This window comes from Maribacter sp. (assembly GCA_020629415.1).
Taxonomy (GTDB): Bacteria; Bacteroidota; Bacteroidia; order Flavobacteriales; family Flavobacteriaceae; genus Maribacter; species Maribacter huludaoensis.
This window is the reverse complement of sequence record JAHDDL010000027.1, coordinates 1-25171: the sequence shown is the minus strand read 5'-3', so window position 1 is coordinate 25171 and position 25171 is coordinate 1. Positions and strand designations below refer to the sequence as shown.

21 protein-coding genes are annotated in these 25171 nt (G+C 36.0%); 12 read left to right on the top strand and 9 right to left on the bottom strand.

Features of this window, described 5'->3' with window-relative positions; genetic code table 11:
* Positions 1 to 32 precede the first annotated feature (32 nt).
* Positions 33 to 644 (bottom strand): trimeric intracellular cation channel family protein, encoded by a 612-nt coding sequence (locus tag QZ657_RS11850; RefSeq protein ID WP_276472672.1) that lies wholly within the window; start codon positions 642 to 644, stop codon positions 33 to 35.
* A gap of 3 nt (positions 645 to 647) precedes the next feature.
* A complete protein-coding gene (locus tag QZ657_RS11845) occupies positions 648 to 1373 on the bottom strand; it encodes an RDD family protein (RefSeq protein WP_291967100.1) in 726 nt (241 codons plus the stop codon).
* Between the two features lie 33 nt (positions 1374 to 1406).
* Here QZ657_RS11845 and QZ657_RS11840 point away from each other — a divergent pair, with 33 nt between their 5' ends.
* Genes QZ657_RS11840 through QZ657_RS11815 form a run of 6 tightly spaced genes read left to right on the top strand, consistent with a single transcriptional unit; the run spans position 1407 to position 7569 of the window.
* The gene (locus tag QZ657_RS11840; protein WP_291967098.1) at positions 1407 to 2393 is read left to right on the top strand and encodes a stage II sporulation protein M; all 987 of its coding nucleotides are present in this window, start codon (positions 1407 to 1409) and stop codon (positions 2391 to 2393) included.
* On the top strand, positions 2356 to 3294 hold the full coding sequence (locus QZ657_RS11835; protein WP_291962165.1) for a hypothetical protein: 939 nt from the start codon (positions 2356 to 2358) through the stop codon (positions 3292 to 3294). Before QZ657_RS11840 ends, QZ657_RS11835 begins: the two co-directional genes overlap by 38 nt.
* Position 3295: 1 nt before the next feature.
* The gene (locus QZ657_RS11830; protein ID WP_291967096.1) at positions 3296 to 4018 is read left to right on the top strand and encodes a hypothetical protein; all 723 of its coding nucleotides are present in this window, start codon (positions 3296 to 3298) and stop codon (positions 4016 to 4018) included.
* A 43-nt stretch (positions 4019 to 4061) separates the two neighbouring features.
* Complete coding sequence (locus tag QZ657_RS11825) at positions 4062 to 5240, top strand: DUF4350 domain-containing protein (RefSeq protein WP_366934169.1); 1179 nt, start codon at positions 4062 to 4064, stop codon at positions 5238 to 5240.
* Positions 5230 to 6228: an AAA family ATPase gene (locus QZ657_RS11820; protein ID WP_291967092.1), complete on the top strand. Its 999-nt coding sequence runs from the start codon at positions 5230 to 5232 to the stop codon at positions 6226 to 6228. The genes QZ657_RS11825 and QZ657_RS11820 overlap by 11 nt, the downstream gene beginning before the upstream one ends.
* A gap of 6 nt (positions 6229 to 6234) precedes the next feature.
* Positions 6235 to 7569 carry a DUF58 domain-containing protein gene (locus tag QZ657_RS11815; RefSeq protein ID WP_291967090.1) on the top strand — a complete coding sequence of 445 codons (1335 nt, stop codon included), beginning with the start codon at positions 6235 to 6237 and terminating at the stop codon, positions 7567 to 7569.
* Position 7570: 1 nt separating this feature from the next.
* Here QZ657_RS11815 and QZ657_RS11810 read toward each other — a convergent pair whose 3' ends face one another.
* Positions 7571 to 8041: a hypothetical protein gene (locus QZ657_RS11810; protein ID WP_291967088.1), complete on the bottom strand. Its 471-nt coding sequence runs from the start codon at positions 8039 to 8041 to the stop codon at positions 7571 to 7573.
* A gap of 168 nt (positions 8042 to 8209) precedes the next feature.
* On the opposite strand from QZ657_RS11810, the gene QZ657_RS11805 reads away from it, so the two are divergent.
* The 3 genes from QZ657_RS11805 (at position 8210) to QZ657_RS11795 (ending at position 10838) form a co-directional block, all read left to right on the top strand.
* The gene (locus QZ657_RS11805) at positions 8210 to 8923 is read left to right on the top strand and encodes a pirin family protein (protein ID WP_291967086.1); all 714 of its coding nucleotides are present in this window, start codon (positions 8210 to 8212) and stop codon (positions 8921 to 8923) included.
* Between the two features lie 245 nt (positions 8924 to 9168).
* Positions 9169 to 10551, top strand: coding sequence for a sensor histidine kinase (locus QZ657_RS11800; protein WP_291967085.1), 1383 nt, complete (start codon positions 9169 to 9171; stop codon positions 10549 to 10551).
* Positions 10552 to 10616: 65 nt separating this feature from the next.
* Positions 10617 to 10838 carry a putative signal transducing protein gene (locus QZ657_RS11795; RefSeq protein WP_291962177.1) on the top strand — a complete coding sequence of 74 codons (222 nt, stop codon included), beginning with the start codon at positions 10617 to 10619 and terminating at the stop codon, positions 10836 to 10838.
* A 58-nt stretch (positions 10839 to 10896) separates the two neighbouring features.
* On the opposite strand, the gene QZ657_RS11790 is transcribed toward QZ657_RS11795, so the two are convergent.
* Complete coding sequence (locus QZ657_RS11790) at positions 10897 to 11832, bottom strand: DUF1080 domain-containing protein (RefSeq protein ID WP_291967082.1); 936 nt, start codon at positions 11830 to 11832, stop codon at positions 10897 to 10899.
* Between the two features lie 195 nt (positions 11833 to 12027).
* Between QZ657_RS11790 and QZ657_RS11785 the strand changes: the two genes are divergently transcribed.
* Positions 12028 to 15456: a PVC-type heme-binding CxxCH protein gene (locus tag QZ657_RS11785; RefSeq protein ID WP_291967080.1), complete on the top strand. Its 3429-nt coding sequence runs from the start codon at positions 12028 to 12030 to the stop codon at positions 15454 to 15456.
* 1 nt (position 15457) lies between these two features.
* On the opposite strand, the gene QZ657_RS11780 is transcribed toward QZ657_RS11785, so the two are convergent.
* A complete protein-coding gene (locus QZ657_RS11780; RefSeq protein ID WP_291967078.1) occupies positions 15458 to 16399 on the bottom strand; it encodes an NAD(P)H-dependent flavin oxidoreductase in 942 nt (313 codons plus the stop codon).
* Positions 16400 to 16552: 153 nt separating this feature from the next.
* A complete protein-coding gene (gene mnmA, locus QZ657_RS11775) occupies positions 16553 to 17743 on the bottom strand; it encodes a tRNA 2-thiouridine(34) synthase MnmA (protein ID WP_291967077.1) in 1191 nt (396 codons plus the stop codon).
* Between the two features lie 305 nt (positions 17744 to 18048).
* On the opposite strand from mnmA, the gene QZ657_RS11770 reads away from it, so the two are divergent.
* Positions 18049 to 20076, top strand: a complete 2028-nt coding sequence (locus QZ657_RS11770) for a fasciclin domain-containing protein (protein ID WP_291967075.1) — start codon at positions 18049 to 18051, stop codon at positions 20074 to 20076.
* Between the two features lie 246 nt (positions 20077 to 20322).
* On the opposite strand, the gene yidC is transcribed toward QZ657_RS11770, so the two are convergent.
* From yidC to QZ657_RS11755, 3 genes are all read right to left on the bottom strand, one after another.
* On the bottom strand, positions 20323 to 22176 hold the full coding sequence (gene yidC, locus QZ657_RS11765) for a membrane protein insertase YidC (protein ID WP_291967073.1): 1854 nt from the start codon (positions 22174 to 22176) through the stop codon (positions 20323 to 20325).
* Positions 22177 to 22245: 69 nt separating this feature from the next.
* Positions 22246 to 23883, bottom strand: a complete 1638-nt coding sequence (locus tag QZ657_RS11760) for a CTP synthase (protein ID WP_291967071.1) — start codon at positions 23881 to 23883, stop codon at positions 22246 to 22248.
* A gap of 50 nt (positions 23884 to 23933) precedes the next feature.
* A complete protein-coding gene (locus QZ657_RS11755) occupies positions 23934 to 24176 on the bottom strand; it encodes a DUF3820 family protein (RefSeq protein WP_276472653.1) in 243 nt (80 codons plus the stop codon).
* Between the two features lie 49 nt (positions 24177 to 24225).
* Between QZ657_RS11755 and QZ657_RS11750 the strand changes: the two genes are divergently transcribed.
* Positions 24226 to 25095: a hydroxypyruvate isomerase family protein gene (locus QZ657_RS11750; RefSeq protein ID WP_291963535.1), complete on the top strand. Its 870-nt coding sequence runs from the start codon at positions 24226 to 24228 to the stop codon at positions 25093 to 25095.
* The last annotated feature ends 76 nt before the right edge of the window (positions 25096 to 25171 follow it).

Sequence of the window (25171 nt, the reverse complement as noted above, 5' to 3'; positions counted from 1 at the left end):
TATTTGGCTTCGCCAAATAATCAAAAAAAATATTACACTTCTTCTCGATAGATATTTGGTAGCGAAATTTTAAAACGCACTGCCAATACTCTCATAATAATGATAGTTACAATTGCCATGCTATAGGCTATGGTATTTTGTATTGGAAATTGAATTAAAAGAAAATACACCAAGCCCCCTAAGATACAAACGGTTGCATAAATCTCTTTTCTAAATATTACCGGTATTTCATTACACAAAATATCTCTTATCACACCACCAAAAGATGCTGTAATAGTACCCAGGGCAATACACATAACCGGTGGTAGATCTGCTGCCAAACCTTTTTCAATACCAACCATAGTGTAGAGACCAATTCCTATAGTATCAAAAAGAAATAGTGATTTCCTCACATATTTCAATTGCTTAAAAAATATGATCGCCAACAAAACAGTGATTACAATTATCATTAAGTGCATGGGTGCATTTAACCATCCTACGGGTCTTATACCTATTAATAGGTCCCGTAAAGTTCCTCCGCCTACTGCCGTTACAAATGCAATAATAAATACACCAAAAGCATCCAGTCTTTTATCCATAGCAACCAAAACCCCGGAAATTGCAAAGGCAATGGTTCCTAAAATATCAATGATGAAATAGAACATTCATTATAGCTTTTGAGTAAAGTAATTATAATCTTTTAGAACAGTATCTAAATACTGTTTATCATACAGATCTGAATTGGTCTGCAATATACTATCTACTTTGTCCCTAAGCGCTTTCATCGTTTTAAAATCATTACTTTTTTGGGCTATACCAAAGGTTTCCTTGATCAGTCTTACATCTTTGTCGGTCAGCATGGTAACGTTTAAAAATTTAGGTACATATGTATCTTCTACCTCTTCTAAGATGGTATGTGAAACTTTCGTTTTATTCTTAGTACTGATCACAACGGTACCTGCCGCGGCATCGCCCAATCTTTGTCTTTTTTCTGAAAATAAGATGGTAAGGATACCTATAGAACCAACAAAAATCCAGATATCTACCAAACGAAGCATCCATCGAATTAAAAAATTACTCCAATTTACGGGCGACCCATCAACAGATACGACCCTCATCTTCATAATCATTTTACCTACAGTTCTGCCATTGAAAATAATGTGCATAAGCAAACTGTAAAACATTGCAGGTAACGCAATTAAACCCATAACACCTCTCTGTGTCCAGCCATCATCATATATGTAACCTATGGCATCGCCTACTAAATTCACTAAAAAATAATAGAGATATAAAATAAATGCATCTATAAAAAAAGCCACTATTCGCTCACCAATACTAACAATAGTATAATTAAGGTTCACATTTTGCGTTGTATTGATTTGAAGGTTATTCATTAAGTCTTAAATTTAACAAGGTAAATATAGTTTATGCGCGAAGCCGCTTTTGTAAAGCAAAATAAGGAAAAATGGATAGCATTTGAAAAAGCTGTCAACCTTGGTGCTACTTCAAACCCAGATGAACTTGCCAATGGCTACATTCAACTGACCAATGATTTAGCCTACGCGCAAACGTATTACGCAGAAAGTAAGACTTTATTGTATTTAAACGAATTAGCTTCACAGGCACACCAAAAAATTTACAAGAACAAAAAAGAAAGCAAAAACCGTATCAAAAGTTTTTGGGTTACGGAATTTCCTCTTTTTTTAAAACAATACCACAATACGCTGGGCATAGCTTTTTTGATTTTTATCATTGCTACCGCCATTGGTTCTTTATCTGCCTTGAACGACGCTACATTTGTTCGTTTAATTTTAGGTGATGCCTATGTAAATGAAACCCTTAACAATATTGCTAACGGTGATCCTGCCGCTATTTACAAAGGGGGCAGTGAAATTGGTACATTTTTAGGGATTACCATTAACAATATACGTGTTGCATTCTTAGCATTTGCATTTGGGGTAATTACCAGCATTGGTACCGGTTATATTCTTTTTAGTAACGGGGTAATGCTAGGTGCCTTTATAACTTTTTTTTATACAAAGGGTGTATTTTTTGAGGCGAACAAGCAAATCTGGTTGCATGGTACCATTGAAATTTCAGTGATTATAATTGCCGGTTGCGCCGGTATAATTATGGGAAACAGTATTCTTTTTCCAAAAACGTACTCTAGGCGCGTTTCTTTTATGAAGGGTGCTAAAGACGGACTCAAAGTTGTAGTTAGCACTATTCCGTTTTTTATCATTGCAGGCTTTATTGAAGGGTTCATAACCAGATATACGGATATGCCAAATTGGTTGGCATTTCTAATTATAGGCGCTTCTTTATTCTTGATAATATTCTATTACATAGTATACCCCACCATACTTAACAACCAACATGAAAGACAATTACATACCGTTACAAGTAAACCGTGATTTTGGCGGATTAGTAACCGTTTATTTCGATTTTTTTAAACAGAATATTAAAAACTTCACCAATGTTTTTATAAGCTATAACGGTGTGTTCATAATAGGACTTTTAATTACCAGTTACTTATTGGTATCCGGATTTTTAGGCATGATCGCCCAAGAATCTAGCAGTAATTCTTTTGCCGCCGGAAATGAATTTGAACAGGATTACTATTTGTACCTGGGAATAGGTGGTTTTTTGTTCGTCATCATTTTTTTAGGTGTAGCGTTCTTGAACTATTCATTATCTACCAGCTACATGATCAAATATATTGAGACCAAGGACAAAAATGTAGATAAAAAAGAGGTTTGGCACCTAGCTAAAAGTCAATTTGGCAATATCTTTCTATTTGTATTATTGTTAATACCTGTTTACCTGGTATTTCTTATTGTAGCTATAATATTGGCCATTATTCCCCTTTTGGGTTTTATTGGGCAATATATAGTTCAGTTCTTTTTGACCGCTTGGGTAGGTGTATCGTTTTTTGACATGCTTCAAAAGAAAAAAGGAGTTACAGAGGCCTTAGGCGAAGGTTGGAAACTAGTGACCACTAACTTTTGGAAATCCGTAGGCGTCAATTTTATATTGGGAATTTTACTAGGCATCTTACTTATGATAGCATTGATCGTTCCTGGCATTGTTATAGGTATCTACACCTTTCATGTGGTAGAAAACAATGTAGACTACTCCCACTCTATTGTGTCTACCATAGTGTACACTTTAGGCACTTGTATGGTTTTAATAATTGCAGTTTATGGGCAGTGCCTATCGCAATTTGTAAACGGTATTCTTTATTATGCATTACATGAAAAAGCTTACAACGAAAATACTAGGGCAGCAATTGAACAAATAGGTAAAAACGATTAAGTTGAGGTATACCGTTTCTATCATATTCTTTTTATTGACCACCTTGGTGTCCGTTGCACAAGGTACAAATGACAGCGTCGTAAAAATAGATTCGTCATCTGTACTTACCGTACGTACTATTAATGAAAATCTCTCTAATAAATATACGGGAGATGAGTTTGATTATACTTTTAAAACCGGGGAATCCCAAAATCTACTTGCCCGTTTTATTAATTGGGTGGGGCAAGGACTAAGTAATATTTTTGGTATCAATATATCGCCACAATTACTGGAACTTATAGAATACTTTATCTATTTTTTATTGATAATCTTGGTTATATACCTTGTTGTAAAGTTGTTGATCAACGAAAATTTCAATTCCCTTTTTCAGAAAAAAGCAAAAACGGTAAACGATATCAATTTAACCGAAGAGCATATTGAAGGTATTGATATCAACAAATTATTGCATGAAGCCGTTGAACAAAAAGACTACCGTCTTGCCATACGTTATCAATTTCTGCTTACGCTTCAAAAATTATCTAAAAATGATATTATAACGTGGCATTTTGATAAGACAAATACAGATTATTTCACGGAAATCAAGCAACCTGAAATTAAAAGAGGATTCAAAAAAATAGCTTACCTATATGATTATATATGGTATGGTGAGCAGATTATAGATGATGTTAAATACACGAAATCAGTTTTGGATTTTGAATCGATAAACAAACAAATTCAACCATAATTTGGGTAAGCGTTCTAAAATAATACTCGGGCTTTTGATTGCGGTGCTAATTGGTATCATCGTTACAGAAATTGTGCGTCCTAGACCCATTAATTGGAGACCTTCATACACGTCTGTTTCTAAAATACCCTTTGGCTGCTTTGTGCTGTTTAACGAACTACCTAATATTTTTTCCAATAGCGAAGTAAAATCTGTTGAAAGTAGCATGTACGATGCTTTATTACAAAGAGATAGCACAATACTTTCTAATTATCTTATCATAAACGATTATATCTACTTAGACGAACAGGAAACAAATCAGGTTTTAAAATATGTTGCCAACGGTAATCACGTTTTTATAGCTACCAATAATCTTACAGGAAAATTAGCCGATACTTTAAACATTGAAGTTACACAACAGTATGGTATTAAAGAAGATTCGGTCAAAGCTTCTTTTACGAACAAAAGTTTCCAGCAGAAAGATTTCTTTTATACCAGAGGGGTCAACCCCAGCTATTTTGTAAGTTTAGATACCTTAAATACAGAAGTCTTAGGACACTTGGAATTCAAATCTTCCTCATTGTTAGAGACCAACGAAGAAGAAACCAATGTGCGCCCAAATTTTATAAAAACATCTTTTGGAAAAGGTAATTTCATCATTAACACCTTACCGGTCGCTTACACCAATTTTTACATTTTAGGCAATAACAAAAACTATACTACCCAGAGTCTTTCTTATCTAAATAATCACCTTTTATATTGGGACGATTATAAAAAATCTGGAAGAAAAGTGATTACTTCGCCTATGCGATTTGTATTAAATCAGCCCGCATTAAAATGGGGTTATTATCTATTGGTAATCGGTTTGTTATTATTTGTAGTCTTCAAAGCAAAACGAGAGCAACGAATTATTCCGGTAATAAAACCATTAGAGAATTCATCTGTAGCATTTGCAAAAACTGTTGGATCTCTCTATTACCAGAACAGGGATTATACCAATTTAAATAACAAAAAAATCACCTATTTTTTAACCTACATTAGAAATAGGTATTACATCAACACTACAATTTTAGATGAAAATTTAATTACACAATTAAGTGCCAAGGCCTCAAAATCCAAAGATGAGACAAAAGCATTGATAGAACTTATACAAAGTCTAAAAAATAAACCTGTACATACAGAAAAAGACTCTTTAGTACTGGTACAGAAAATAAATACATTTAAACAATCTTATGGAAGATAACACGCAAGATGACAACAACGTAGAATTTAATTCGCGTATAGATCTCACCAAACTTCAAGAATCCGTTGCCAAGGTAAAATCAGAACTGGGCAAGGTTATTATAGGTCAACAAGAAATGATCGAGTTATTGATCGTTTCCATTTTGGCGAACGGGCACTCGCTTATTGAAGGTGTACCTGGCGTAGCTAAAACGGTAACGGCAAAACTTTTGGCAAAAACAATGAACGTAGATTTTAGTAGAATACAATTTACGCCAGATTTAATGCCAAGTGATATCTTAGGTACTTCTATCTTCAATGTAAAAACATCTGAATTTGAGTTTAAAAAAGGACCTATTTTCTCTAATATTATTCTAATTGATGAAATAAACCGTGCACCCGCAAAAACCCAGGCCGCTCTTTTTGAGGCCATGGCCGAAAGACAGATTACCATTGATGGAAATGAATTTGACATGCAACCGCCTTTTCTGGTCTTTGCAACTCAAAACCCCGTAGAACAAGAAGGAACATACAGACTACCGGAAGCGCAATTAGACCGGTTCTTATTTAAAATTAACGTGCACTACCCTACATTAGAAGAAGAAATTCAAATACTGGAGAACAAGCATCAACAGAAAAATACCAATGTTGAAGCAATGATCAATTCCGTTCTTTCTGCAGAACAAATTGCCGCATACCAACTGGTGATAAAAGATATCATTGTTGAAGACAATCTACTACGGTATATTGCCGCCATAGTTGACAATACCAGAACTAATGCCAATTTATACCTAGGTGCTTCTCCAAGAGCCTCTATTGCCATTTTAGACGCTTCCAAAGCGGTTGCCGCCATTAATGGAAGGGACTTTATTACACCAGATGATATCAAGAAAGTAGTGGGTCCAATACTAGGACATAGAATTATTTTGACGCCGGAAAGGGAAATGGAAGGCTATACGGCCGAAAAAATAATTAATGACCTTATACAGACCATAGAAATTCCTAGATAAACAATTGTGAAAAACATATTCAAAAATATATTTCTTAAAAAAAGGTTTTTTCTGGTATTAACAGGAATTATCCTTTGCTTTTTGCTATCCTATATTTTTGAGAATATCCTATTTATCGCCAAATTACTTTTTTACTTGTTCTTGGCGTTTACAATTGTAGATATCATACTTTTATTTTTATCAAAAGGAAGTGTCATTGCCGACAGAATAGTACCTGATAAACTCTCTAACGGAGATGAAAACAAAATAGAAATAAAGGTTACCAATCAGTACCTTTTCTCTAGTAGCGTTAATATAATAGATGAGCTTCCGTTTCAATTTCAAAAGCGAGATTTTAATTTCCATAGCATATTAAAATCCGGAGAACAAAAGTTCTATTCCTATACTGTTAGACCCGTTGAACGAGGTGTATATAGCTTTGGCAACTTAAACGTATTTGCTACTTCACCTATTGGTTTTTTAGCTAAAAAATATACGTTTGATCAGGGTAAAGAAGTACCTGTATACCCATCGTTTTTGCAACTTCGCAAATATGACCTTTTAGCTTTTAGCAATCGCTTACTGGAGTTTGGAATTAAAAAAATAAGACGTATTGGGCATACGATGGAGTTTGAACAGATTAAAGATTACGTACAGGGTGATGATATTAGAAATATAAATTGGAAAGCGACCGCCAAAAGAGGTCAATTGATGGTCAACCAATTTCAAGATGAGAAATCACAGCCCATATATTCAATTATCGATAAAGGAAGGGTGATGAAAATGCCCTTTAAATCTCTTAGCTTATTAGATTACGCCATAAATGCAACATTGGTCATCAGTAATATTGCTTTGAAAAAAAACGATAAGGCAGGTATGTTTTCTTTTAGCAATAAAATAGAGAACAGGGTGGTTGCAGAACGTAGAAGTTCTCAAATGAACCTTATTCTTGAAACCCTTTATAACCTAAAGACCAATTTTGTAGAAAGTGATTTTAGTAGATTATATATTGATGTAAAAAGACATTTACCTCAACGCAGTCTTTTACTATTGTATACCAATTTTGAAACCTTAGATGCGTTGCACCGCCAACTACCTTATTTGCAGGCTATAGCAAAACAACATTTATTGGTCGTTATTTTCTTTGAAAATACGGAGCTCTTCTCTTACGCACAAGAGAGCCCAAAAAATACCTTGGAAGTCTATGAACAGGCTATTGCAGAAAAATTCATCTACGAAAAACAATTAGTAGTCAATGAACTAAGAAAGTATGGTATACAGACTATTTTGACCAAACCTGAAAATTTGACCATTAATACCATTAACAAATACCTGGAGATCAAAGCGAAGGGACTTCTATAAACTACTTAAGAAGATACACCGCCTGTAATTCCGAAGTAATATCACCCGTTCCATTTTCAACAAAAGCGGGTAGCTGAATTTGATTTAAGTGGTCTACTTGCACCACAAGGCAACCACAGCTTTTACCTCTTCTGTTTCTACCTCTACCACTACCTCCGTTACCAGTAAAAACTTCTAAGGCTAAAGCAGATATAACTCCGCCCAGTGTGGTAAATACTACGTCTCTTGTTTCCCAAACACCTCCTCTAGAAGAATCATAAATAGCTTCTTTTGCCAAACCTGCCGCAAAAGCACTACCTACCGCACCTGCCCAGGTCCATGCCCTATCTCCATTAGATAGTTTATGTGCCGTGTAACCGCCAACGCCTCCAATTACTATACCAGCGCCCAAGTGTTTAACGGCATCTGCGCTATCTTGCGCATATATATTGATCAAAAAAAACAACAGTAATATAGTAATAAAATATTTCATAATACCGAGGGATTTTTTTTGTGAATAACGTTTTTATTCAATGAAAAGTATGCAAGCCTTAATTTGGAAGTTGTAAAAAAATCACTTAACCTTTATACTATAATAGGTATTAGCTTTGGTAATGTTTAATACCAAACTACGACTAAATCACCATCAAAAAATAGCAGAATGAAAATTATAAAACATAAATCTAACTCTAGAGGACATGCAGATCACGGTTGGTTAAATTCTTACCACAGTTTTAGTTTTGGAAATTACTATGACCCCAATCGTATGAACTTTGGGGCGCTACGTGTTCTAAATGATGATACGGTAGCTGCTGGCCGTGGGTTTGGAACTCACCCACATAAAAATATGGAAATCATATCTATACCATTAGAAGGAGACCTTCAACATATGGATGATTTGGGAAATTCTACAGTTATAAAATCTGGAGATGTGCAGGTAATGAGTGCAGGAACAGGTGTAGCGCATAGCGAGTATAATAAGAACCAAGATAAAGAGGTCAAATTTTTACAGATATGGATCATTCCAAATAAAGAAGAAGTTACCCCTAGATATGATCAAATATCAATTAAGGATCTTGCAACAAAAAATAGTCAATATCAAATACTTTCTCCCAGCCCAGATGATGCCGGTGTATGGATCCATCAAAACGCATGGTTTTATCTTGGCGACTATGAATCTGGAAAAACAGACTCATATCAATTAAAGGACAAAAAGAACGGAGTATACATATTTGTCTTAGAAGGTGAAGTAGAAATAGCAAATGAAATACTTAATAAACGTGACGGATTTGGAATTTGGGAAACCACAACGTTTAATTTCAAAGTACACAAAGAATCCAAGCTACTTTTTATGGAAGTTCCTATGACTTTTTAAAACGTTTTACATTAAAAGTGATCACTAAAAATGTACTAAAAAGGAGTTTTTTTCAGCTAATAATGCTATCACTTTCTTATATTTAAGTAAAATCTGACACTAAAACATCTCCCCCCAGTTAAACATATTTTTTAATTCAGATTTAACGTAAATAACAAAATATTTATTTTTAGGTGTAGTTTTAAAATTATATAGAACATACATACAATAAATTAAAAAAGTCACTATACACTAACTTGAATAGCTTGTCTAAACTTAATTCGACATCAGAAAATAACAATATCAAAAGCAGAAACTTTTTAGACGAATTTGGTCTTATAACCATTGTGTCCACTGTTTTCACCTTTGTCGTATTCATTTATACGCTTGTATTTCATTCTGCTACCGAACAGATTCTAGCAGGTATAGTAGCTATTGGTTTTGCAATAGGCTTTTTACTAAACCGCTTAAAACGTCATCGTGCAACCAGAATTTACATGACATTGTTTCCTCCAGTGATGTTCATGACCCTTATTTTTTTGATAGGTGGCTTTTTTGGTCAAGCAGTGGCATTTGCGACAATGGGTTTTTTAGCTTTTATAGGCTTTAGGAGAAACCCCAAATTACGCAATGCCATCATCGCCTTTGATATTCTAGCATTCATTGTACCCACAGTTTATATTTCTATTTATGGACCAATTTTAGGTACCATAGATGTACCTTTTGATGAAATTTTTGCTTTTTTGGCTTGTTTGGGCTGGCTCTCGCTAACCTTTAGAATGTACGATCAAAACAAAACAAGAACATACACTACAGATTTAGAAAATCATTTGGAAGCTCTAAAAGAAAGCGAATTGAATTTAAAGAAAGCCCAAAATGATCTAAAACTTCAAAACAGTAAATTAGCCGTTTTGAACAATGAACTGGAATTAAAAAATACACATATAGAGGAATTTACTTTTATAGTCACACATGATTTAAGGGGACCGCTCAATAATATAAATGTTATTGCCAAAGAATTGGAAAAACAACATGCCACTTCTAATTATACAAATTTCAACAGCTATTTAAAGCATTTACAAAGTAGTTCTACCAGATTGACAAATTTGGTGGAGGGACTTTTAAAATATGCCGAAATCGGTAATTCTAGCGAAATGGAAAGCGTAGACATTTCTAAAGTGGTACGCCTTGTGGTAGATGATTTTTCAGAAATAATTAAAGAAACGAATACCACGATTACCATTGGCGAATTACCTATAATCACCGTAAGACCTAATGATATAGGTATGCTTTTTCAAAACTTGATCCATAATGCATTAAAATTCAGGAACACTGGCACAGATCCAATAATTACCATAGCTTCTGAAAAAAAGGAAAACGAATATCTCTTTAGCGTTACCGATAATGGTATAGGAATACCTAAAGAGCAACAAGCTAAAATCTTTAATGCTTTTCATAAACTACACAATCAATCTAAATTTGAGGGATCGGGTATTGGTCTATACGGCAGCAAAAAAATAGTGGACCATCACCTAGGTGAAATATGGGTAGAGTCAGAAGAAAATAATGGTAGTACTTTTTATTTTACGATTAACACCAATTCTTTAGAACTTAAGCAGAATGAAAAACAGCCTACCGGGCTCAATTAAAAGAATACTTCAAAAATTCGAAGTAAACATTATTTGTATTTTTAAAACAATTCAATTATGGAACTATGGACAAAAATTATATAAAAATATTTGGTGGCAATTCTATTGAAGCAAAACGGATAGAACTAGCATTAATAGAGAATAACATTTCACCTATACTAAAAGATGAAAAGGAATCTGCACGTTTGGCAGGCTTTGGATCACCATTGCCCGATCTCGTTGAAATCTACATTAATAAAGATGAAGAAGAAAAAGCTTTGGCCATAATTACAGAACTTAATAGTTGATTATATAAAAAGCCTCTATAAATAGAGGCTTTTTATATTGTCCGATATTAATTTGAAATTATCCCTTGGTTAAAGGAACTATTTCCAATTTTCTAAATTCTACAGGTCCGTGATCGCCCTGTATCATTATAGGTCCGGCCTCTGCTTCATTATTATCTAAAGCTCCACCGGTCATAGCATCTATATTTTGATTGCCAATAACAGTTTTTCCGTTGGCTACAATGGTTACTCTTCTACCTATTAGCGTAATATCATAGGTTTGCCACTCGCCCGCTTTCTTAGCTGCATTTTCATTTGGGGTCAACAATCCATAGATTCCACCAAAATAAATTGAAGAAGGTTCCAACCCAATGTTATCAGCTATTTGCACTTCATAACGCCCTCTTAAATAAAGTCCGCTATTACTATTTTCAGGATACCTAAATTCTGCATGCAATTTAAAATCCTTAAATTTTTCTTGAGATACTAAATTGACTCCAGGTTTAGAACTGGTCAATATACCATCTAACACCGCCCATTGATTGCCTGGTTTCATCTCCCATCCATTTAAGTTCTTTCCATTAAAAAGTTTTATGGTCTTCCCTTCCTTTGCATTTTCATAATATGGAAGTTTTGGTGATTTTATTGCTGTCCAATTATATGTTTTACCATCTGAATATATCATGGTTCCTTCTAGCCCTTCTCCTACTATTTTTCCTTCAAATTCCATATTGGCAGCTCCCGGCTCCCATTGCGGCGGTATCATAAAAGAAAATAATTCTCCGTGCTTTTCAATTTCGGCTACAGGTCTTGCGCTACCAAAAGCATATGTAAATCTTCCGATCAAGGTTTTGGTACCTGAGTGCCTAATTTCTAACCATGAAGGTAGTTTCTTTCCTTCTTGGTCAATTGTCAAATTCCATTTCCCCTCTAAAGGATGACCTTCTTGCGCTTGTACAAGTGTTAAACCGATAGTCATCAGTAAGGCAAATACAGCTGTTTTAATAGTATTCATATCATTGTTAGTTTTATAAAAATCAAATATAGCAGAACTTTTAATTAGACTTTCATCACACGAATTTAAATGTCGTCTATATTTCAAATTGATTAATCTATATCATATATGGTTAATAACTTAACAACTATTCAATTTCTCACCTAATTATCTCCATTATTCGCTACATTTAAGTTTCAATTCAACCAAACAACAATGACATTTTTAAGAAAATTCCTTTTGGGGATAATAGCCCTATCTTCTTGTGTTTCATGTTTCAATAAAAAACCCGTTGAAATTCCATTAACCATTCAACAAGATAGTACCGACCTTATTGAAATGGCCAAATTGGCCCGGGAAACTATTACTGCTGAAGTTGCGGACGGACTAGAACTAAGTCTTTGGGCTTCTGATTCCTTAGCTCCAGATCCCATTGCACTTGATATTGACAATGAAGGCAATGTATACATTACACGTACGAATAGAGCCAAAAACTCAGAATTTGATATTAGGGGCCATAGAGATTGGATGACAGAATCTATCTCCCTAGAATCTGTGGAAGATAGAAGAGCTTTTCTTCATAAAACTTTTGCTCCTGAACTTAGTAAGGAAAATGAATGGTTACCTGACCTAAATAATGATAGCATTCACGATTGGCAGGATCTTGCCGTTGAACAAGATGAAATTTGGATGTTACAAGATACCGACAATGATGGTATTGCAGATATTTCTACCCAGATCATGAACGATTTTAGTGATGAAATCAATGATGTGGCAGGCGCACTCTTAGTACGTGATAATGATGTTTTTGTTGGTATTGGTCCAGGTATGTATCGCTTAACAGATACTAATGGCGATAAAATTTTAGACGAAAAAACCAGTATTGCAGAGGGCTTTGCCGTACATATAGGGTTTAGCGGTCACGGTATGTCCGGTGCCATAGAAGGTCCAGATGGTAAAATATATTGGGGCATTGGTGATATTGGTGCAAATATTACTACCGTTGATGGAGAAAACCATAAGTACCCAAATGAAGGGGTAATTGTAAGAAGTAACCCAGATGGTAGCAATTTTGAGGTTTTTGCTCACGGTCTGCGCAATACGCATGAGTTTGTTTTTGATGCCTACGGAAATATTATTTCTTCTGATAACGACGGTGATCATAAGGGTGAAAGTGAACGCCTGGTTCATATCGTAGAAGGTTCAGATGCTGGGTGGAGAGCCAACTGGCAGTATGGTAAATATACGGACCCAAAGAACAATAGCTATAATGTTTGGATGGATGAAAAACTCTTTACCCCACGTTGGGATGATCAAGCCGCGTATATCATACCTCCTATTCAGAATTTTCATAACGGACCTACGGGAATGATCTATAACCCTGGTACCGCGTTGGGCAAAAAGTGGATGGACAAATTTTTCTTAGTAGAATTTGTAGGTGACCCCAGCAGATCACATATTTGGTCTTTTGATCTAAAACCGAAAGGTGCCTCTTTTGAACTAAAGAGTGAGGAATCCATCCTATCCGGAGTATTGCCTACAGGTATTGATTTTGGTCCAGATGGCGCACTATACCTTGCCGATTGGGTAAATGGTTGGGGAACCAAAAACTACGGAAGAGTATGGAAATTAGACGTTACGGACCAAACCAATGATCTTGAACAAGAAAGATTAGAAACACAACGGTTAATGACCCATAATTATGAAGATGACAAAACTGATAATCTTATAAAACTACTCTCATATAATGATATGAGAATTCGGCAAAAAGCACAATTTGAACTTGCCAAAAGAACTTTTTGGGGATATAGAGCCTTAGAAAAGGCTTTAACTGAAGAAGAAAACCAATTTGCACGTATTCACGCCATATGGGGTATTGGGCAAATTGCAGCAAAAGATGTTGATGATGCTCAACCTTTATTAAATCTATTAAATGACGAAGATCCTGAAATTGTTGCGCAAAGTGCAAAAGTTCTTGGTGATGTAAGGTACGGGCAAGCTGCCGATAGTTTAATAGCACTGACCACCCACCAGAACGATCGGGTTAAGTTCTATGCTGCCCAAGCATTAGGAAGATTAAAACATGAAAACGCCATTGAACCACTTTTGGCAATGATCAAAGCAAATAATGATCAAGATCTTTACCTAAGACATGCTGCCGTATTGGCTCTTGCAAGAATAGGAAAAGCAGAACCAATTGTAGCGCTTGCCAATAATGAGAACAGAAGTTTGCGTATTGCAGCAGTTCTTGTCTTGAGAAAATTACAAGACCCTAATATTTCAATATTTTTATCTGATAAAGATGAGTATATAGTAACGGAAGCCGCTCGTGCCATAAACGATGATCTTTCTATAGAGGCTGCATTGCCGGCATTGGCAGCTACACTTAATAATGAGAAATTCACCTCAGAACCATTATTGAGAAGAGCGATCAATGCAGCTTTACGCGTTGGTGGTGATGAACAACTAGATTTCCTTATCAATTTTGCAAAGCGAAAAAGCGTTTCTAGCGACTTACGTGGTGAGGCTCTTGCCGCCTTGGGAACTTGGAACAATCCTTCTCTCTTAGACCGTGTAGATGGTAGATATAGAGGAGAAATAATTAGGCAAAACGGTCAACTAGAAGAAAAGATCAGAAAAGATATCCCTTCATTTTTAAATGAACGCCAACCAGAAATTTTAATTGGTATTTCAAAGACATTGAGTGCAGTAGGTATTACCGATTATAACAATGAGTTATACGCTATCTTTAAATCGAACAAATCTGCAGATGTACGTGCTACAGTATTGAACACTTTAGGCCAATTAAAATTCGAACAAATGGAAACTGCCATGTCCATTGGTATGAAAGACAGCAATGAAGAAGTAAGAACAGCAGCTGTAGGTCTATTGGCGCAATTAAATATACCTAAAGAAAAACTTCCTAGTATTGTAGATCCCATATTTAAAAGAGGCTCAATATCTGAACAACAGAGAATGTTAAATGTTTTAGGTGACCTACCTGTAGAAAACAGCAATGCATTACTATCTAGTTTAATTAACAAAGCCAGTAAAGACCAACTTAAACAGGGTATATTATTAGATTTAATGGAATCTGTAAACGCAACCGAAAACCCCAAACTAATAGCTCAATTAGACAAACTTAAGGAGGCGGGTTATTCTGCCGATTCTTATCAAGAAACATTGTATGGCGGAAATTGGTGGGCCGGTAGATCTGTATTCAACAATAACCCCACGGCACAATGTGTACGTTGCCACTCAGTAAATGGCTCTGGTGGAGAGGTTGGACCAAAATTGGACAATATTGGCAAAATCCTAAACAGACAACAATTGCTAGAAGCGCTTATAGAACCTAGTGTACGTTTGGCACCAGGCTATGGCACCGTAACCATTACTTTGAAAGACGGACAAAAAGTACAGGGTGTTCTTATTGAGGAAAATGACAAAGAATTACTACTAAGAACTTCTGAAGCGGAGCCTTTAAGAGTTCCTTTAATGAGAATTGCCAGTAGAGAGAATTCCATGTCGGCAATGCCTGCAATGGGTAGAATGATTTCAAGAAGAGAACTTCGTGATCTTATAGAATACCTTGGATCTTTGAGAAATAAAAAGCGGGTGATCGAAGGGGAAGATAAAGAAGTTTAATCTATAGAGAGGAAAGTTCTGCTTTCCTCTCATTAAACTCTTTCATCAGCGCCCTAACAATTTCACCAGCCGGTTTTATATCATTTATCAACGCAGATACTTGACCTATTTCTAGTTCGCCATCTTCTAAATCGCCTAAAAACATACCTTTTTTGGCACGCCCCCTTCCTAAAAGAGTTTTTAGTTCTTCAACGGTTGCTCCTGTAGCGTAGGCTTTTTGTACATCATTATAGAACTTGTTCTTTACTAGTCTAACAGGGGCAAGCTCCTTTAACGTCAAATGGGTATCACCTTCTTTGGCTTTAACCACAACTTCTTTAAAGTTCATATGGTTAGATGCTTCTTCACTTGCCACAAACCTACTACCAACCTGCACCGCATCTGCACCTAAGACCATTGCCGCCAACATTGCTTTCCCAGTTGCTATACCACCGGCGGCTATTAGGGGAATATGAATTTTCTCTTTAACGGCCGGAATTAAAACCATAGTTGTTGTTTCATCCCTTCCATTATGCCCGCCTGCCTCAAAACCTTCTGCTACAATGGCATCTACTCCCGCATCCTGTGCCTTTAAAGCAAACTTTAAACTACTGACCACATGTACAACCGTGATGCCTTTTTCCTTTAAAAAAGGTGTCCACGTTTTTGGGTTTCCCGCTGATGTAAATACGATTTTGACGTTTTCCTCAACAATAATATCCATCAATTTATCAATATCAGGATACAACATTGGTATATTCACTCCAAAAGGTTTTGAAGTCGCTTTTTTACATTTTTGAATATGCTCGCGTAAAACATCCGGATACATACTACCGGCACCAATAACTCCCAAACCACCAGCATTGGACACCGCACTGGATAATCGCCATCCGCTGGTCCAAATCATACCTCCTTGAATTATTGGAAATTCTATTTTGAAAAGTTCAGAAATTCTATTTTGCATGAGCTAGGTAAATTACCCTGGAAAACACCAAAGGATTATATTCAATAGTTATTATAATTTTCAACGCAAGCATTGATTCTCCCTACTACCTACTATGGAATAATATGTTACAGTTTTGATTATTATGAATCCTCCTATAACGCCATATATATTTTAAGAAATAACCCCAGACCCTATAAGGTCATCTTCTAAATACCAAGCTACGAACTGACCTTCGGTAATGGCAGATTGCATTTCCTTAAAATCTACGTACATACCACCTTCTACTCTATATATGGTAGCTTCCTGTAGTTCTTGTCGGTATCTTATACGTGCTTTCACCTCTAATTTCTCATCAATTTTCAAAGCCAAATCTTCACGAACCCAATGTATTTCTTCATCCTTTACAAACAAAGTTCTTCTATACAAACCTGGGTGTGCCTTGCCTTGACCTGTATAAATGATATTCTCATTAACATCAGTATCAATTACGAATAAAGGTTCTTTTGTTCCACCAACATGCAGACCTTTACGCTGCCCTTTGGTAAAATAATGTGCCCCTTGGTGCTCACCTACTACTTTACCATCATTTAAATGATATACCGGTTTCTCCGCATAGTAAGCCAACTCTGATTTTTTATCGTCGAAACTTGGCGCTATTTGTTCATAAGCACCAAACCCGGCAGGAACCTCAACAATTTTACCGGTCTTAGGCTTTAATTGTTGTTGTAAAAATTCAGGCAATCTTACTTTACCAATAAAACATAAACCCTGAGAATCTTTTTTATCAGCAGTGATCAAATTCATTTTTCCAGCAATTTCCCTCACCTGTGGCTTGGTCAACTCCCCTATGGGAAATAAGGTATTTGATAATTGCTCTTGCGATAATTGACATAAAAAGTAAGACTGATCTTTATTACCATCATTCCCTGCCAATAACTGATAGGTTTCCGTACCGTCAGTATTTTTGATAGTGCCTTTTCTACAGTAATGACCCGTAGCTACATAATCTGCCCCAAGCTGCATAGCTATTTTCATAAAGACATCAAATTTGATCTCCCTATTACATAACACATCAGGGTTTGGGGTTCTCCCCATTTCATATTCCCTGAACATGTAGTCAACTATACGTTCTTTATATTCAGCACTTAAATCAACCGTTTGAAATGGAATACCCAACTTCTCCGCAACGATCAAGGCATCGTTACTATCTTCTAACCACGGACATTCTTCTGATATGGTTACCGAATCATCATGCCAATTCTTCATAAACAGGCCAATAACGTCATAACCTTGCTCTTTTAAAAGGTATGCCGCTACACTTGAATCTACTCCCCCAGAAAGTCCTATTACTACTTTTTTCATCTCTTCATCTTGGTTGCAACAAAATTACAAAATTTCAATTCAAACCTTCTTTTTTTACATCGGCACTTTTCATGTAAACCTTTGACAATAACCTTAGTAAAAACAGATATCTGAAAACCTTTTTTTTGAATTCGTAATTCTTTTGAGTTAAAAATATTTTGTTAAACTTTTTTAAAAATTAGTTAAACAATAAATATCTATTGTATTTTTAGCATTGTAGATGTTTTAATACCATAAATGTAATTTATAGTATATAATGTTAAACATCTTTCATTTTTAATTAAACAATCTTTAAAAACACAGTTATGAAAAAAATGTTACAACTAAGAAATTTTATGTTGTTGCTCTCCATTACCATGATTACATGGTCTTGTAGTAACGATGATGATGTGGAACCTATGGCCGCCAATGATTTGACTATCGTTGAAACGGCACAGGCAGAAGATGCACTTTCTTCTTTGGTTTCTGCCCTTACTACTGCTGACAACTCAGAAGGCACTGATTTAGTAGGCACATTAAGCGGCGACGGTCCTTTTACCGTTTTTGCACCGACCAATGACGCCTTTACCGAACTATTGAATCAATTAGATGATTTTGATACTTTGGCAGATTTTGATACGGACGAAGAGAGAGCGATCTTAACTTCAATATTAACGTATCATGTAGTTGCAGGTGTTGCAGCTAGTTCTTCTGATCTATCTAACGGTATGATGGTCACTACGGTACAAGGTGAAGATTTAACCATTAATATTGATGGTGATGTTTTTATTGATGATGCAACGGAAATCGATGCCAAAGTTGTTATTGCAGATGTAGAGGCCAGTAATGGAGTTGTTCATGTTATTGATAAAGTATTACTACCACAAGCTATTATAGATGCTTTGAACGGAGAGGAAATGCCTGAAGAAAATGGCACATTGGTAGATATTGTTGTAGCTACCGAACCTTTATCCCTTTTAGAGGCAGCGGTAATTAAGGCTGATTTAGTCGCTACTTTAAGTTCTGATGGACCATTTACCGTATTTGCACCTACAGATGATGCCTTTGTAGCATTGTTAGAGGTTTTAGGCGACGACTATAATAGCCTTGATGATTTTGATACGGATGAGGAAATTGCCTTGCTAAAAAACATATTGTTGTTTCATGTGGTTGCCGCAGAAGTAAAATCTACCGATTTGGCCGCAGGTCAAGTAGCTACTGCATTTGAGAACAACAGTGTTGAAATAATATCTTCTGGAGATACTTTTGTGATCGGTGATGCTTCAGACACAAACGCAAATATTACAGGTGTAGATATTATGGCATCTAACGGTGTTGCACATACTATTGACAAAGTGTTATTACCACAAGCAGCTATTGATTTTGTTACAAGTTTACAATTGAAGACAATTGTTGACACAGCAGTTGCAACCGATGACTTAAGTTTACTGGTAGAAGCATTGATACAAGCAGATGCAGGCTTAGTAGAAACATTGAACAGTGAGGGACCTTTCACAGTTTTTGCCCCCACGAATGCAGCCTTTGTAGCATTATTAGAAACTCTTGGCGATGATTTTAACAGCGTTGCTGATTTTGATACAGATGAGGAAAAAGCATTATTGACGAAAGTTCTTACCTATCATGTAGTAGCGGGTGTTTCTGCCTTCTCCACTGATTTAAGCAATGGTCAAGTTATAGAAACCGTGCAAGGTGAAACTATTAGTATTGCATTGACAGATAATGGAGTTGAAATTATGGATGCTACAGAAACCAACGCCAACGTTGCCTTAGCGGACGTTTCTGCCACCAATGGTGTTGTTCACGTTATCGATAAAGTAATTTTACCTCAAGAAGTGTTAGACATGTTGGCGGCGATGAGTCTAAGAACTATTGTTGAAATTGCAGTTGATACAGATGACCTTAGTGTTTTGGTCGATGCATTAGGACAAGCAGATGCCGGATTGGTTGAAACCTTAAGTGGTGACGGTCCATTTACCGTTTTTGCACCAACTAATGATGCCTTTGTAGCCTTATTGGATGCTTTAGGTGAAAATTATAATAGTATTGCTGATTTTGATACCGAAGCCGAAAAAGAATTATTGACTACTATTTTAACTTTTCACGTAGTATCTGGAACAGCTGCTTTTTCTACGGATTTAAGTGATGGTCAAACTATAGGAACTGTACAAGGTGAAAATGTAGGTATTAATATTAAAGACGGTACCGTACATGTAGAGGATGCAAGCGAGGACAATGCATCAGTTGTTATTGCCGATGTTGAGGCTAGCAACGGTGTTGTACATGTAATCAACAAGGTACTTTTACCACAAGCAGCTATTGACGCTTTACATTAAAAAATATTTCTCCATTTTTTAAACCTTCTAGAATTCTAGAAGGTTTTTTTATGTCCAATTTCTGCTAACATCAGTACAGACTCTTTTAACATACAATAACCCACCCTTTACAACTTACTTTTTATAAAACTTTAATTCAATTACATCTTTAACATCCCAAATCTTACCAAACCAAGCCTTAACCAATGGCAAAAGCCCTTTCAAATTTGAAAGGGCTTTTTATTTACTATTATCAGAAGTTTATTTTTAATTTTTTTTCTGCGCTTCTGCTTGTTCCATCATTTCGCGCATTTTCTTTTGGAACTTATTTTCTTTCTTGGGTTTCTTCTTGTTCTCCTGTATCTGCGCATGAATCTTATCATTATCTATAATAACATTCTTGATCACCAACATTATACCTATGGTAATAAGGTTAGATACAAAGTAATACAAACTAAGACCACTTGCGTAATTATTAAAGAAAAACAACATCATAAACGGCATTAAGTACATGATAAATTTCATGTTGGGCATACCTGGCTGCGTTGGCATATTCTGACCCGTAGTCATATTCATGTAAAAGAATATAGCTATAGAAGCCAAAATTGGAAATAAACTAACATGATCGCCATAGAATGGAATAGAGAATCCTTCTGGAAATTGATAAATAGTATCAAAAGAAGAAAGGTCATCTGCCCATAAAAATGGTTTTTGGCGTAATGCGAACGATGTGGGGAAAAACATGAACAGTGCATAGAAAATTGGCATTTGTATTACCGCTGGTATACAACCGCTCATAGGACTTACCCCTGCTTTACCATACAATTTCATGGTTTCTTGCTGCTTTTTCATCGCATTATCCTTATACTTCTCCCCTAGCTCCGTAATTTCCGGTTTTAAAACCTTCATTTTTGCCTGGGACAGGTATGACTTATAAGTTACCGGCGACATTGCCAAACGTACCAATATCGTCATAATTACAATGGCAATACCATAAGGAAAATACGAACTGATCAAACTATAAAATGGGGTGAAAAAGTAACGGTTGATCCAACCGAATATTCCCCAGCCAAAAGGAATGGAATCTACCAGACCTAAATCCTCGTACTTAGATAAGGTATCAACATCAGTAGGGCCAAAATACCAATGTAAATCTTTAGATAGCTCTCCACCTTCTAAATCTACCGCTAACTTTGAACCATACTTTTTTGTGAAACCGAAAGTTCTACTTTCCTCCTCAACTAAATTTACAGATGTTAAATCACCATTTTTAAAAGGCTCATCTGCCGCTAGAATACTACTAAAAAAATGCTGTCTATAAGAGATCCACTTTATATCTTCTTCAGTTTCCTCATCATCACTTCCTTCAGACAATTTGCTAATTTTACCATCTTCATGATTATAGGTCAATCGTGTATACCTATTCTCATACTCAATACTTTTTGAGTGGCGTATACCTTTTAATTTCCAATCTAAAGTTACTGGTTTACTAGTACTGATAACATTATCCAAACCCTTAGACTTAATGGTAAAATCTACCAAATAGTCGTTCGGTTTAATAACATATCTATATTCTAAATATTGACTATTAGATGTTTTTGCCTTCAATGATAACACCTTGTTACCATTGTCATTTGACATTGTAGGCTCAAAGTATAGATCTTGAGTATTCAACATTCTATTATCAGATGTCGCAAAATCTAAACCAAATGAAGCATTACCATCTTTTACCAAATACACCGGCACAGAATCATAAGTAACAAATTGTTTCATTTTCGCTTCTACAATCTGCCCACCTTTGTTGCTGATCTTTAGTAATAGAACTTCATTCTCAAAAGTAGTAATGTCGTTAGAAGGTTTTGCAAAACCAAAAGCACCAATTTTTCCTTGGTAATTGGCAACTGCAGTAGAATCTTTTAAATCTAATTGCGGTACATCATTAATAACAGTTTCAGTTTCTGAATTTTCTGATGCCTTCGCAGCCTCTACTTGTTCTTGCTTTGCCTTTTCTGCCTCTATCTCTTCCGGGGTTGGCTGATTTTGGTAAAACATAAAGATGAGTATTCCAAAAATAAGCACAAAGCCTATGATGGATTGTACATCAAATTTCTTTTCTTCCATGTGGTATTTCTAATTAATTGGGAATATTTTGAATTTTTAAGAAAGCAAATATATGTCCAAATATCATGTTTATGCCATTGTGGCATTACTTTGTGCCTTTTTATGCGCTAATGCGGCCTTGACCAAGCCCACAAATAACGGATGCGGATTAGCGACAGTACTTTTGTACTCTGGATGATATTGTACACCAATAAACCAAGGATGGTCATTTAATTCTACAATTTCAACCAAATTTGTTTCTTTATTAAAACCTGTTGCTTTCAACCCTGCATTTTCCAACTGCTCTAAATAGGCATTGTTAAATTCATATCTATGACGGTGGCGCTCAGAAATTTGAGATGCTCCATCATACATTTCCTTCACCAGGCTACCATCTTTCAATTCACAGTCCCACGCACCTAAACGCATGGTTCCTCCCATATCCGTCACGGTTTTTTGCTCTTCCATAATGCTAATAACTGGATCAGAAGTTTCCTCATCCATCTCGGTAGAATTTGCATTTGCCAAGTTCAACACATTACGTGCATACTCTATAACCGCCATTTGCATACCTAAGCAAATACCCAAAAACGGAATGTTCATAACACGTGCATATTCAACAGCTTTTACCTTACCCTCTATACCACGTTCACCAAAACCTGGTGCAACTAAAATGGCATCAAGTCCTTTTAGCTTGCTTTCATAGTTTGCGGCAGTAATGTATTCAGAGTGAACAGATTTCACGACAACCTTAACCTCATTAGCCGCCCCTGCGTGTATAAAAGCCTCTAATATAGACTTATAAGAATCTTGTAACTCTACGTATTTACCAACCAAACCTATAGTTACTTCATCTTTTGGGTTCTTATGCCTAACCAAAAACTCGTTCCAACGTCCCAAATCTGGATCTACGTCATTGGGCAACGCCAATTTCTGCAAGGTCACGGTATCCAAACCTTCTTCTTGCATTAACAATGGTACATCATAAATTGTAGATGCATCAATACTCTGTATAACCGCTTCACGCTTTACATTACAGAAAAGCGCCAGTTTGTCTTTTATATCATTAGAAATCTCATGCTCTGTTCTACAAACCAAAATATCGGCTTTTATACCGCTTTCCATTAAAGTTTTTACAGAGTGTTGTGTTGGCTTGGTCTTTAACTCTCCTGCCGCAGATAAATAAGGCACCAAGGTCAAATGAATAACAATAGCATTGTTATCACCCAATTCCCAAAGAAGTTGACGAACCGCTTCTATGTAAGGTAGCGATTCAATATCACCCACGGTTCCTCCAATTTCAGTAATTACAATATCATATTCACCGCTTTTACCTAGTACTTGAACACGTTCTTTAATCTCATTTGTAATGTGCGGAACTACTTGTACCGTTTTACCTAAAAATTCTCCTCTACGTTCTTTTTCTATAACGCTTTGGTAAATTCTACCGGTTGTAACATTATTTGCCTGCGAAGTACGAACATTTAAAAAACGCTCATAATGCCCTAAATCTAAATCTGTTTCTGCACCGTCATCTGTAACATAACATTCGCCATGCTCATAAGGGTTTAAGGTTCCAGGATCTACATTTATGTAAGGATCCAGTTTTTGAATGGTAGTTTTGTAGCCGCGAGATTGCAGTAATTTCGCCAAAGATGCAGCAATGATGCCTTTTCCTAACGAAGAAGTAACGCCTCCCGTAACGAAGATGTATTTGGTTTGTGCCATGTATCGAATTCTATGTTACGGGACACAAAGTTACAAATTGAGGTGAGAACTTAACGGGTTTCCTTAGGAAAATGTTTTTGTATTTTCCGAATTATCGATTCTAGACCGTTTGTTTTAATTTCTAGCATAGATTGCAACAAATCTCCCAATTTACCATCAGGAAATCCTTTTTGTTGAAACCAAACCAAGTAAGGCTCTGGTAAATCTACCAAAAACCTACCCTTATATTTACCAAATGGCATACGGTAATGTGCCAATTCTATTAATTTTTCCTTATCAGGATTAATTTCCATTTTTTAATCTAAAAAAATTATCTTTAAAAAATCAACATCTCAAAACAACATGAAAAGAAGAAATTTTATTGGTACCTCGGCCGCCGCGTCCGTTGGTCTGTTAACTACATCTGCGGCAATGGCGAACAATACCAAAACTGCGGCAACCGCCAAATTAAAATACAATATTAACCATAGTGTTTGTTATTGGTGCTATGGAAGCATTCCTTTTGAGGATTTTCTTAAAAATTTAGTGGAACTGGATATACGATCAATAGACCTTGTAGGACCAGATGAATTTCCGCTTTTAAAAAAATATAACATCCATGCCTCTATGTGTTGGGGCGCCGGCATGGGAATTACAAAGGGCTTTAACGACCTTTCTTTACACGATGAATTAATTGCAGACTACGAACGTGTTATTCCTTTGGTAGCCGAGGCTGGTTATACCAACCTCATCTGTTTTAGTGGCAATAGAAATGGAATGAACGACTTAGTAGGATTGCGCAATTGTGCCATTGGACTGAAAAAATTAATGCCTTTGGCAGAGAAGCACGGCGTTGTTTTACAAATGGAACTTCTGAACAGTAAAGTTGACCACAAAGACTATATGTGCGATACTTCTGAATGGGGCGTATCTCTTTGTGAAGCTATTGGTTCTGAACATTTTAAGCTCTTATATGATATTTACCATATGCAAATAATGGAAGGTGATATTATTAGAAACATTGAAAATTACCACCAATATTACGGTCATTATCATACCGGAGGAAACCCTGGAAGACATGAAATAGATGAAACTCAAGAAATTTTCTACCCTGCAGTGATGAAGGCTATTTTAAAGACGGGCTACAAAGGCCACGTTGCACAAGAATTCGTACCTAGCTGGGAAAACAAAATTGATGCTCTAAAACAAGGTGTCACTATTTGTGATGTGTAGTTCGTTAGTGTGTTAGTGTGTTAGTGTGCTAGTGTGCTAGTGTGCTAGTGTGCTAGTGTGCTAGTGTGCTAGTGTG

Excerpts from the sequence above, each read along its gene's own strand:
- QZ657_RS11835 (WP_291962165.1), top strand. The coding sequence starts at position 2,356 with ATGAAAGACAATTACATACCGTTACAAGTAAACCGTGATTTTGGCGGA.
- QZ657_RS11785 (WP_291967080.1), top strand. The coding sequence starts at position 12,028 with ATGACATTTTTAAGAAAATTCCTTTTGGGGATAATAGCCCTATCTTCT.
- QZ657_RS11795 (WP_291962177.1), top strand. The coding sequence starts at position 10,617 with ATGGACAAAAATTATATAAAAATATTTGGTGGCAATTCTATTGAAGCA.
- QZ657_RS11770 (WP_291967075.1), top strand. The coding sequence starts at position 18,049 with ATGAAAAAAATGTTACAACTAAGAAATTTTATGTTGTTGCTCTCCATT.
- mnmA (WP_291967077.1), bottom strand. The coding sequence starts at position 17,743 with ATGAAAAAAGTAGTAATAGGACTTTCTGGGGGAGTAGATTCAAGTGTA.
- QZ657_RS11780 (WP_291967078.1), bottom strand. The coding sequence starts at position 16,399 with ATGCAAAATAGAATTTCTGAACTTTTCAAAATAGAATTTCCAATAATT.
- QZ657_RS11755 (WP_276472653.1), bottom strand. The coding sequence starts at position 24,176 with ATGGAAATTAATCCTGATAAGGAAAAATTAATAGAATTGGCACATTAC.
- QZ657_RS11750 (WP_291963535.1), top strand. The coding sequence starts at position 24,226 with ATGAAAAGAAGAAATTTTATTGGTACCTCGGCCGCCGCGTCCGTTGGT.
- QZ657_RS11790 (WP_291967082.1), bottom strand. The coding sequence starts at position 11,832 with ATGAATACTATTAAAACAGCTGTATTTGCCTTACTGATGACTATCGGT.
- QZ657_RS11810 (WP_291967088.1), bottom strand. The coding sequence starts at position 8,041 with ATGAAATATTTTATTACTATATTACTGTTGTTTTTTTTGATCAATATA.
- QZ657_RS11820 (WP_291967092.1), top strand. The coding sequence starts at position 5,230 with ATGGAAGATAACACGCAAGATGACAACAACGTAGAATTTAATTCGCGT.
- QZ657_RS11840 (WP_291967098.1), top strand. The coding sequence starts at position 1,407 with ATGCGCGAAGCCGCTTTTGTAAAGCAAAATAAGGAAAAATGGATAGCA.
- QZ657_RS11850 (WP_276472672.1), bottom strand. The coding sequence starts at position 644 with ATGTTCTATTTCATCATTGATATTTTAGGAACCATTGCCTTTGCAATT.
- QZ657_RS11845 (WP_291967100.1), bottom strand. The coding sequence starts at position 1,373 with ATGAATAACCTTCAAATCAATACAACGCAAAATGTGAACCTTAATTAT.
- QZ657_RS11805 (WP_291967086.1), top strand. The coding sequence starts at position 8,210 with ATGAAAATTATAAAACATAAATCTAACTCTAGAGGACATGCAGATCAC.
- QZ657_RS11760 (WP_291967071.1), bottom strand. The coding sequence starts at position 23,883 with ATGGCACAAACCAAATACATCTTCGTTACGGGAGGCGTTACTTCTTCG.
- yidC (WP_291967073.1), bottom strand. The coding sequence starts at position 22,176 with ATGGAAGAAAAGAAATTTGATGTACAATCCATCATAGGCTTTGTGCTT.